This window comes from Ignavibacteria bacterium (assembly GCA_016873775.1).
GTDB lineage: Bacteria > Bacteroidota > Ignavibacteria > UBA10030 > F1-140-MAGs086 > JAGXRH01.
Map to the genome: position 1 here is coordinate 1 of VGWC01000080.1, position 10,761 is coordinate 10,761.

11 protein-coding genes are annotated in these 10,761 nt (G+C 37.6%); all 11 read left to right on the forward strand.

Features of this window, described 5'->3' with window-relative positions; translation table 11 throughout:
* The first annotated feature begins 601 nt into the window (after nucleotides 1-601).
* On the forward strand, nucleotides 602-1,603 hold the full coding sequence (locus tag FJ218_09690; protein ID MBM4167171.1) for a class 1 fructose-bisphosphatase: 1,002 nt from the start codon (nucleotides 602-604) through the stop codon (nucleotides 1,601-1,603).
* A gap of 79 nt (nucleotides 1,604-1,682) precedes the next feature.
* Complete coding sequence (locus FJ218_09695; GenBank protein MBM4167172.1) at nucleotides 1,683-1,934, forward strand: YdeI/OmpD-associated family protein; 252 nt, start codon at nucleotides 1,683-1,685, stop codon at nucleotides 1,932-1,934.
* 66 nt (nucleotides 1,935-2,000) lie between these two features.
* Entirely contained in the window at nucleotides 2,001-4,160 is a 2,160-nt protein-coding gene (locus FJ218_09700) for a S46 family peptidase (protein ID MBM4167173.1), read from the forward strand.
* A gap of 203 nt (nucleotides 4,161-4,363) precedes the next feature.
* A complete protein-coding gene (locus FJ218_09705; GenBank protein MBM4167174.1) occupies nucleotides 4,364-4,648 on the forward strand; it encodes a hypothetical protein in 285 nt (94 codons plus the stop codon).
* Between the two features lie 7 nt (nucleotides 4,649-4,655).
* Entirely contained in the window at nucleotides 4,656-5,390 is a 735-nt protein-coding gene (locus FJ218_09710; GenBank protein MBM4167175.1) for a UDP-2,3-diacylglucosamine diphosphatase, read from the forward strand.
* Nucleotides 5,390-7,603, forward strand: a complete 2,214-nt coding sequence (locus tag FJ218_09715) for a PBP1A family penicillin-binding protein (protein ID MBM4167176.1) — start codon at nucleotides 5,390-5,392, stop codon at nucleotides 7,601-7,603. Before FJ218_09710 ends, FJ218_09715 begins: the two co-directional genes overlap by 1 nt.
* A 73-nt stretch (nucleotides 7,604-7,676) precedes the next feature.
* Complete coding sequence (locus tag FJ218_09720; GenBank protein MBM4167177.1) at nucleotides 7,677-8,651, forward strand: nucleotidyl transferase; 975 nt, start codon at nucleotides 7,677-7,679, stop codon at nucleotides 8,649-8,651.
* Between the two features lie 93 nt (nucleotides 8,652-8,744).
* A complete protein-coding gene (locus tag FJ218_09725; protein ID MBM4167178.1) occupies nucleotides 8,745-9,932 on the forward strand; it encodes a methionine adenosyltransferase in 1,188 nt (395 codons plus the stop codon).
* Nucleotides 9,933-9,942: 10 nt separating this feature from the next.
* The gene (locus tag FJ218_09730) at nucleotides 9,943-10,197 is read left to right on the forward strand and encodes a DUF433 domain-containing protein (protein MBM4167179.1); all 255 of its coding nucleotides are present in this window, start codon (nucleotides 9,943-9,945) and stop codon (nucleotides 10,195-10,197) included.
* A 29-nt stretch (nucleotides 10,198-10,226) separates the two neighbouring features.
* A complete protein-coding gene (locus FJ218_09735) occupies nucleotides 10,227-10,418 on the forward strand; it encodes a hypothetical protein (GenBank protein ID MBM4167180.1) in 192 nt (63 codons plus the stop codon).
* Nucleotides 10,419-10,521: 103 nt separating this feature from the next.
* Nucleotides 10,522-10,761 (forward strand): adenosylhomocysteinase (locus FJ218_09740; GenBank protein ID MBM4167181.1); only part of this gene is annotated, 240 nt, incomplete at its 3' end.

Sequence of the window (10,761 nt, forward strand, 5' to 3'; positions counted from 1 at the left end):
TTGCATACGCGTGCGGCGAATACACAACGCGACCAACAAGCAATAACTCATTGACAAGTTTATCATCAATATATTGCGCTTCACCGGAAACGTGAAGTTGCGCGGATTCGTGGGGGAAAGTAGTGCTCATTGTTTCATAACTCAATTCTTCAAAATCATTTTCTTTGTGTTTCTCAGTGCCTTTGTTTCTTTGTGGTTTAATTTTTTATCACAAAGACACGGAGAACACAAAGGTTCACTAAGTTTTAGTTTTCATTTCTTTCTGCCACTAATTACACGAATTGACACAAATATATATTAGTGCTAATTCGTGAAATTCGTGGCTAAAAATTATTTCGTCAAATTATATTGCAACGGAACATTGTTTCGCATTATTTTTTGTAAAAGCAGGAAAAAATTACAAAATTTCGAATTAAATTTTAAGAGGAAAATATTTTCTTTTCAAAGGTTTTTTTAAAAATCAGATTCAAGTAATAAGTACAATAGAACACAAGAGAAAGGAGAACAATAGCAATAAAAATTTATTCCTCACTTGTTTCTTTCACAATCATTTTCTAATTTTTTCCGCAAAATTTTTTATAGAATTATTTTAAAAGTCATTATGAAAAAATTTATCACACTCGAACGCTTCATCAATGAACAAGAAGCGCAACATCCAACTGCATCGGGAGAATTTTCTGCAATACTTCACGATTTATCGCTCGCGGCAAAACTTGTGTGGCGTGAAGTGAGTAAAGCAGGACTCGTCAATATCCTTGGCGCATCAGGAACAACTAATGCAAGCGGTGATGAAGTGAAAAAACTCGATGAGTACGCAGACGAAACTATTTACAAAGCGATGGACCATGGCGGGCATCTTTGCGTAATGGCGTCGGAAGAGAACGAAGACATTTTGCAAATTCCCGATAACTACAAAAAAGGAAAATATGTTTTACTATTTGATCCGCTCGATGGCTCTTCCAATATTGATGCGAACATTACGCTCGGTTCTATTTTCAGTATTTTCAAACGCGTTTCGCCAAGTGGAAATGGCACGCGTGAAGATTGTTTACAAAAAGGAATTTATCAAGTCGCTGCGGGATATGTTATTTACGGAACAAGTACAATGTTCGTGTATACAACGGGAAACGGCGTTCACGGATTTACACTTGACCCGACCGTTGGTGAATTTTTACTTTCACACGAAAATATTACTATTCCAAAAAAAGGAAAAATTTACAGCATCAATGAAGGCAATTATGCAAAGTGGGACGATAGAATGAAACGCTACATTGAATATTTGAAGCAAGAAGATAAAGCGACACAACGTCCGTACTCGCTACGATATATCGGCACACTCGTTGGCGATTTTCACCGAACATTATTGTACGGTGGAATATTCTGTTATCCTGGAGACCAAAAAAATCCTGAAGGAAAGTTGCGTTTGATGTATGAGGGAAATCCGATGTCCATGCTCGTAGAACACGCGGGAGGGAAAGGGAGCACTGGATTTCAGCGCGTGTTGGAGGTGGAGCCAAAAGCGCTGCATCAACGCGTTCCTCTTTTCATTGGCAGTGATGAAGATGTGAAACTTGCGGAAGAATTTGTGCAAGGAAAGCGATAGTTTATTGGAGAAATTCGTTTGAATCGCAACGTACTTCAAGAGATTTTCTTCTCGTATATTTGCACGAAAAAATTTTCCATTGTATACATTGTTTATGCGAATGATTTCCAAAAAGAAAACTACATCGGTAGAAATACCAAACGATTTTCAACAAGCATTGAAAAAAGATAAAACTGCAAACTTATATTTTGAAAAATTATCTGCTTCTCATAAACGTGCTTATCTCGAGTATGTGAACGAAGGGAAGAAACCAGAAACACGGGTAACACACATTGAGAAAACAATTGCAATGCTGGTAAAACAAAGCAAAATGGGTTGTCTTCTTTTGTAGGAAGGCGTTTTGAAATGCATAAAAGAATCTTTTCAACAAATTTCTCACTTTAATTTCATAACCTCAATGGCACAATATTATAAACCTATCTTCATTATTGCATTCATTCTTGCGTTGCCAAAATTTTCGTATGCAGACGAAGGAATGTATCCACTCAGTGAAATTCGACAACTGAATTTGAAATCAAAAGGATTGAAAATTTCACCCGAGGATATATACAATCCCAATGGCGTTGGAATCATTGATGCAATAGTCAATGTTGGCGGATGCACGGGTTCGTTTATTTCTTCTGAAGGATTGATAATTACGAATCATCATTGCGCGTTCGGTTCAGTTCAAGCGATAAGTTCTGAGAAAAATGATTATGTAACAGACGGATTTATTGCCAAAAACAAATCGGAAGAATTGCAAGCGAAAGGATTAACGGTTCGGATTACAGAATCGTATCGTGATGTTTCGAGTGAAATTTTATCTGTTGTGAATGATACAATGGATTTTGCTTCGCGTTCAAAAGCCGTTGAAAAGAAAATGAAAGAAATCGTTGCTGAAACGGAAAAAAAGAATGAAGGAAAACGCGCAGAAGTGTCGGAAATGTTTTCCGGAAAAAATTACATGTTGTTCATTTATACATATCTGAAAGATGTTCGATTAGTTTATGTTCCCCCGCGTTCCATCGGTGAATTTGGAGGAGAGGAAGATAATTGGATTTGGCCACGACACACGGGAGATTTTTCCTTTCTTCGCGCGTACGTTGCTCCCGATGGTTCTCCGGGAGAGTATTCTGAAAAAAATGTTCCCTATCATCCACGAAAATATCTCGTCGTGAATCGCCAAGGTGTCGAAGAAAGCGATAACGTATTTATCCTTGGTTATCCTGGGAGAACGTTTCGTCATCGCACGTCGCATTATCTTTCGTTTGAAGAAGATATACGTTTGAAATTTGTTGCGGAGTTATATCAATGGGAAATTGAAACGATGGAAAATCTTGGCAAAGATAACCGAGAAATTGCAATCAAGCACGATGCGCGAATAAAATCGCTTGCTAATGTCGAAAAAAATTACCGAGGAAAGTTGAAAGGTTTAAAACGTCTTCGTCTTGTCGAAAAGAAAAAGAACGAGGAAGAACAACTCCAGCAATTTATTAACTCCGATGAACAGCGAAAGCGATTGTACGGAACATTGCTTAGGGATATCGGAAAAATCTATGATGAAATACGCGCCAATGCCGATAAAGAATTGTTGCTGGATTATTTGCGACTAAGTTCAACATTACTGAATACTGCATACACATTATACGAAGCAAGCATCGAATTGCAAAAGACGGATATCGAACGTGAATCGCAATTTATGGAACGAAACCTAAAGCGAACAACAGAATCGCTTATTTTGAACGTACAAAATTATTATTCAGAAACAGATAAAATATTTTTGAAAGAATTTATCACGAACGCAGCAAAACTTCCCGTTGATGTTCGTATTTCTGCTATTGATAGGATAGTCAACAATGGAAATACGAAGGAAGCGATAGAGCATTTTATCGAACGCGCGTTTCAGAAAACAAAACTTGATGATGGGAAATTCGTTATAACTGCATTTTCGGATACAACAATTCGCTCAGAACTGATGAACGAACCTCTATACGTATTTGCAATGGATTTGTATCCAACGTTTAAGGAATTGAAAGAAACACGGCAGCGTCGCGAAGGTGCGTTGAATAAACTTTTTGCACAGTTGGTTGATGTAAAAAAAGAATTTTTACAAACAGATTTTATTCCCGACGCAAACAGTACGTTGCGCCTAACGTTTGGAAAAATAAAAGGATATACTCCTGCGGATGCGTTGTATACATCGCCGATAACAACAATGAAAGGGATTGTTGAAAAAAACAGTTCTGGTGAAGAATGGTATTCTGCTCCGCAAAAATTACTCGATTTATATTCGGAAAAAAATTTTGGAACATACAAACATAAAAAACTTGATGACGTTCCCGTTGCGTTGCTGTACAATTTAGATACAAGCGGAGGCAATTCCGGAAGTCCATTAATGAATGAACGCGGCGAACTTGTTGGAGTGAATTTTGACAGAACATTTGATGCAACGATTAACGATTATGCGTGGAGTGAATCGTACAGCCGTTCCATTGCAGTGGATATTCGTTATGTGTTGTGGGTGCTTGATAAATTTGCTGGAATGAATAGTTTGTTGAGCGAAATAAACGTAAAATAAAAAAGGAATTTATTATGACTAACATTATCATTCAGTTGTTTTTGATATGTTTTTTTTCTAACAATCTTTTTTCGCAAATAGAAAAACAAAAAAATGTTCACTTGAAACCAAAAGTCAATACATTTGTTACAACAGAATTTTCCTTGAACAAAAAAACCTTAAAGAAAGGGGAGAGGGGATTTTTTCAGGTAAAGTTCAAGACATTGAAAAAAGGCATTCACGTCAACGCAATGGCACCGTTTGAAACAATCGTTGATACTTCTGCTCCTGTTGAAATTACCGATTCAGTGGAAATCGTATTAGTAAAAGACACGACATTTGTCAACACGAAAAAACCATATCGTCAAGAATTTTTGGTAAAAACCAATGCGTTGAAAGGAAAACATATTATCAGAGGAACATTCATTTATATGTTTTGTTCCGAAGACGAAGGATGGTGCAATCGTTTTGTACAACCATTCGAAGTATCGCTGGAGATTGCACAATAAATTACGTATGGCACGAGCGTTTTTTATTTCCGATGTTCACCTCGGTTTAGGAAAAAGACAAGAAGAGCAAGTGAAGCAACAATTGCTCTGTTCTTTTCTTGACTATGTTTCGAGAGAAGGCAATGAACTTTTTATCCTAGGGGATTTGTTCGATGTGTGGTTTGAATACAAGCGTGTAATTCCAAAAGGGCATCATCGCATCTTAACGAAGTTAGAAGACGTAATTCGTTGTAATATTACTATCCATTATCTTCTCGGCAATCATGATTTTTGGAACGAAGATTATTTTGAAAAAGAACTTGGTGTAAAAATGTACCGGGAACCGTTTGAGAAATCCATTGATGGAATGCGATTTTATTTTCATCACGGTGATGGACTTGCGATGAATGATATCGGTTATAGAATCTTAAAAAAAATTTTACGAAATCCATTGACTATTTCACTTTATAAAAATATTATTCACCCTGATTTAGGAATAACACTTGCAACATTGTCATCTCACAAAAGTAGAAATTATACTTCTCAGAAAAATTACGGTGAACAAGACAGTATGTTTCAATTTGCACAAAAAAAATTTTCCGAAGGAATTGAAATAGTTGTAATGGGACATTGTCATTTGCCGAAAAAAATTGAACTTGAAAAAAAATTATACGTGAATTTAGGCGATTGGATGACGCACTTTACCTACGGTGAATTTGAAAACGGATTGTTCGAATTGAAAAAATGGGGTGATGCATTTTAATGATGATAGCAATAAAAAAAATATTCACTAAGCGCAACATCCTTTTGTTTTCCATCGTTGTGTGTGTGTGTGTTACTGCTTTCAGCATTTGGTATTGGCAATTTTTGATTTCTGGATTGCCATCACTGGAAGAATTGGAAAATCCCAAACCGGAACTTGCAACGAAAGTATATTCGATTGATGGAGAAATACTCGACCAGTTTTTTATCAAAAATCGTACGTATGTTACGTTGGCACAAATTCCACCAACATTCGTACAAGGTTTAGTTGCAACAGAAGACAAAAATTTTTACAACCATTGGGGATTGGACGTAATGCGAATCTTGAAAGCGGTTGTTAAAAATGTATTGCGATTCAGTTTGGCACGAGAAGGCGCAAGCACAATTACTCAGCAACTCGCAAGAAATTTATATCTGAATCGGGAAGTTTCGATAACAAGAAAATTGCGCGAAGCGATAACGGCGATTCAAATCGAGCGTACGTACACAAAAGATGAAATTCTTGAAATGTATTTGAACGTTGCATATTTTGGAAGAAGCGGCTATGGTGTTTCTGCGGCGGCTCAGGTTTTTTTCAGGAAAAAAATACAGGATTTATCCGTTGACGAGTGTGCAATTCTCATTGCATTATTAAAAGGTCCTGCATTTTATGACCCGTATAATCATCCCGAACGATTGCTTGCTCGGCGTGATATTGTTTTGAATGAAATGAATGAAGATGAAGTTATTTCCGATTCATTGTTTGAAGAATTGAAAGTATCGGAATTACGAGTTCGCTCGTTTGAAGATAATTCACCTGTTGGAATCGCTCCGCATTTTGTCGAATCCGTTCGTCAGCAACTTTCAGAAAAAGCGAAGCAATATGGTTTTGATATTTATCGAGACGGACTTTCAATTTATACAACGATTGACAGCAGAATGCAGCGGCACGCGAATCGTTCTGTTGAAGAACATTTAACAGAATATCAAACAAAGTTCAATTCATCTTGGCAATGGTCAAAACAAAAAGGTATTTTGCTGAGAGCGTTGGATAAATCGGCGAAAGAAAAAGAAGAATACCGTCTTGCTTCCAAAGAGCAGAAAAATAACATTCTGAAAAAATTGAAAAATGACAGGCGTTTTATTGACTCTGTCAAAAAAATGAATCAAACGATTGAAGTGGGATTTGTTGCACTCGATGCGAAGACGGGAGAAATACGCGCAATGATTGGCGGTTCAGATTTTAAAACATTTAAATATGGATTGAATCATGTAACACAAATTAAGCGACAAGCGGGTTCTATATTTAAGCCATTCGTGTATACTGTTGCAATTGATAATGGTTATCCGCCAAGTTTTGAAATTCAAAATCAACCGATTTCACTCGATAATCCCGATGGGACGCGATGGACACCGGCAAACTTTGACGGAACATTCGGTGGATTAACAACATTGCGTGAAGGAATTAAATGGTCAATTAATCTTGTTGCAATCAGAGCAATTATTGAATTGGCACCGGTAAATCAAGTCATTGATTACGCGCATCGCATGGGAATCAATGAAGAACTTCCGCCGTATCCATCGCTTGCGCTTGGAACTGGAGAAGTGCATCCGCTTGAAATTACCTCAGCGTTTAATGTGTTTGCAAACGAAGGAATTTATGCGGAACCGTTTTCGATTTTAAAAATTGTTGACAAAGATGGAAACATTATTGAAGAAAATAAACCGAAGTTGCACGAAGTATTAGGCAAACAAACGGCGTATATTTTAACAACAATGATGGAAGATGCTGTTAATGGAGGAACAGGAACACGCGTAAGAAATTTCTTTCATCGTCCGTGCGCGGGAAAAACGGGAACAACACAAGAATATGCCGATGCGTGGTTTATGGGATTTACACCGCAATTAACTGTTGGTGTTTGGGTAGGATTTGACAACAAAGCAGTTCATTTTATTTCCTCAGATGGACAAGGAGGAAGAGCCGCGGCGCCTATTTTTGGGAGATTTGCTCAATACGTGTATGAAGACAGCGAAATAAATTTGCCACTTGCCTATTTTCAGATGCCAGATGGAATTGTAAAAAAAGAAATATGTACAGAGACAAAAAAACTTGCTTTGGAGTTTTGCCCGGAAGTCTATGAAGAAGTTTTTAACGAAAAATATTTGCCGGAAAGTTGTGATGTTCATACTTCAAAGATACTTAAAGAAAAAAATCGAGGCGTGATTCGATTTTAGATTGTGTCTTTTTTGTAACTTTTACCCGTTTTTTTCTCCAAAATTTTCAAACTTACATCTCACATATATATTGATGCGAGCAGTTATTCCTGTCGCTGGTGTTGGCAGCCGTCTTCGACCACACACATATACGCTTCCTAAAGTTTTACTCAATGTCGCTGGGAAACCGATACTTGGTCATATCTTAGATAAAATAATAAGTGATGGTTTTACTGAGGCGTCAATTATTATCGGTGATATGGGAGAGAAAGTCCGTGAATTTGTTGATGCTAATTATTCGCTTGATGTTACATACATTGAACAGCACGAACGAAAGGGATTAGCACATTCAATTTATATTTCGCGACATACATTTCGGGATGAACCAATACTCATCATTCTCGGCGATACAATTTATGATGTAAACTTATCCGACGTCATTCACGGAAATTATTCTTCAATCGGAGTGAAACGTGTTGATGACCCGCGAAGATTTGGCGTTGTTGAAATGAATGATGGATTTATTTCTTCGATGATAGAAAAACCGGAAGTTCCTATGAGTAACAATGCAATAGTCGGTCTTTATTTTATTAAGCATCCGCTTTTGTTAATTGAGTGCATCGAAGAACTTATTTCGCTTGATATAAAAACGAAAGGTGAATATCAACTCACCGATAGTTTGCAATTGATGGTGCAAAAAGGAGAGAAGATGACAGCATTCAATGTTGAAGGTTGGTACGATTGCGGAAAACCGGAAACACTGCTTTCGACAAATCGTTACTTGTTGCGTCGTTACGGAATTGCAACAACGCTAGAAGGGAATTTGATTATTCCACCAGTTTCCATTTCCCCGAAAGCAAAAATTACCAATTCAATCATCGGTCCGTACACCACAATTGCCGATGGCGTGAAAATAGAAGAATCCATTATCCGCAATTCCATTATCAGCGAAGATGCAAAAGTAGAACGCGAGATGCTTGATAATTCTATAATCGGAAACAATGCAGTTATCAAAGGCGGATATAAGCGTATCAACCTTGGCGATTCTTCTGAAGTAGATTTTAATTAACACAAACAACTTCGTCATGCTGAACTCGTCTCAGCATCTGGAAAGATCCCGTAACAAGTTCGGGATGACGTTTATTTTCAAACTCAATCATAAATGAAATATACTTTTACCTCAGAATCCGTCAGCGAAGGACATCCCGATAAAGTCGCTGACCAAATTTCCGATTCAGTTCTCGATGCAATTCTTGAACAAGATTCTACTTCGCGTGTTGCGTGCGAAACGTTTGTAACAACGGGACAAGTAGTTGTTGGCGGTGAAGTGCGAACAAATGCGTATGTCGAAATTCCCGATTTAGTTCGCGGCGTTATTAAAGATATTGGCTACACAAAAGGCGAATATATGTTCGAAGCAAATTCGTGCGGCATACTTTCGGCAATTCATTCGCAATCTGCCGATATCAATCGCGGTGTGGATAAAAAACAAAAATCGAAAGACAAATATGAAAACATCGGCGCGGGCGACCAAGGAATGATGTTCGGTTATGCGTGTAGAGAAACTCCGGAACTCATGCCCGCAGCGATTATGTTTGCGCATCAACTTGTAAAAAAACTTGCCGATATTCGCCGCGAAGGAAAAGTGATGAAGTATCTTCGTCCCGATGCAAAGAGCCAGGTGAGTTTGGAATACGATGGAAACAAAGTTTTGCGTGTGAATACAATTGTCGTTTCCACACAGCACGATGAATTTGATAGCGATGAACGAATGCAGAAAAAAATTGCTGATGATGTTCGTCAATATGTGATTCCGAATGTTATTCCGAAATCGTTGCTTGATAATAAACTTATTCTTCACGTCAATCCCACGGGAAAATTTGTAATCGGCGGACCACACGGAGATACGGGTTTAACGGGAAGAAAAATTATTGTTGATACGTATGGTGGCGCGGCTCCTCACGGTGGTGGCGCATTTTCCGGAAAAGACCCATCGAAAGTTGACAGAAGCGCCGCGTATGCTGCTCGACATATTGCGAAAAATGTTGTCGGCGCCGGACTTGCAGAAAAATGCACCGTGCAAGTTTCCTATGCAATTGGAATTGCGCGACCGACTTCGATTCGCGTGGAAACACACGGAACGGGGATGAATGGAATTTCTGATGCACAACTTCAATCGAAGGTTGAAACGGTTTTTGATTTACGTCCCGCCGCAATTATTGACAGATTCAGTCTTACAAAACCCAAAGGATGGAAATACCGCGACACTGCCGCGTATGGACATTTCGGAAGAGAAATGTTTCCTTGGGAAAAATTGGATTATGTGAAGGAATTGAAGAAGGCGTTATAAATAATATTTTATGAATTCAACTTTATTACAACGCATTACAATCGTTCCTGACATTTGTCACGGCAAACCAACAATTCGTGGAATGCGTTATCCCGTAGAAAATATGCTTGAACTTCTTACATCGGGAATGACAAATGAAGAAATTCTCAACGATTATCCCGATTTAGAAAAAGAAGATTTGCTTGCGTGTTTAATTCATAGTTCAGAAACAAGTTTGAAATTTTGGGATAATAAAATTGATGATGAAATTTGGAATAACAATTAAGTGATACAATTTTTTCTAAAGACATCAATATGAAAACAAAAAAGACATTAACTAAAAAGCAAACAATTCAACTTCTAAATGCGTATTATACTTTTTCTGAATTACTCTTTGAATACATAGACCCGAAAGAAATCTATAAAGAAGAATTTCTAAAAAGCATTGACAAAGGTTTGGAATACATACAAGAAAAAAAGAACAACACGAGTAAGAACGTTCAATGAATATATCTCGTAGTAGATTCTTCACTTCATTCAGAATGAAAAGTTCACCCAAAAAATTTTAAAACATACTACATACTAAACTACTCACATACTCAACTACTTAATGACACAAACAAAAACATTCAAAGTCGCCGATATTAAACTTGCATCGGAAGGAAGAAAAAAAATTGAATGGGCAGAATCACGCATGCCCGTTTTGATGAACATTCGCAACACATTTTCAAAAACAAAACCGTTCAAAGGTTATACGATTGCTGGATGTTTGCACGTAACAAAAGAAACCGCAGTACTTGTGGAAACATTCAAACAATGCGGCGCGAACATTGTTTGGTCGGGATGCAAT

Bases quoted from the DNA above. Each gene is read 5' to 3' on its own strand.
- FJ218_09730 (MBM4167179.1), top strand. From the start codon at position 9,943: ATGAATTCAACTTTATTACAACGCATTACAATCGTTCCTGACATTTGT.
- FJ218_09720 (MBM4167177.1), top strand. From the start codon at position 7,677: ATGCGAGCAGTTATTCCTGTCGCTGGTGTTGGCAGCCGTCTTCGACCA.
- FJ218_09700 (MBM4167173.1), top strand. From the start codon at position 2,001: ATGGCACAATATTATAAACCTATCTTCATTATTGCATTCATTCTTGCG.
- FJ218_09710 (MBM4167175.1), top strand. From the start codon at position 4,656: ATGGCACGAGCGTTTTTTATTTCCGATGTTCACCTCGGTTTAGGAAAA.
- FJ218_09690 (MBM4167171.1), top strand. From the start codon at position 602: ATGAAAAAATTTATCACACTCGAACGCTTCATCAATGAACAAGAAGCG.
- FJ218_09725 (MBM4167178.1), top strand. From the start codon at position 8,745: ATGAAATATACTTTTACCTCAGAATCCGTCAGCGAAGGACATCCCGAT.
- FJ218_09715 (MBM4167176.1), top strand. From the start codon at position 5,390: ATGATGATAGCAATAAAAAAAATATTCACTAAGCGCAACATCCTTTTG.
- FJ218_09735 (MBM4167180.1), top strand. From the start codon at position 10,227: ATGAAAACAAAAAAGACATTAACTAAAAAGCAAACAATTCAACTTCTA.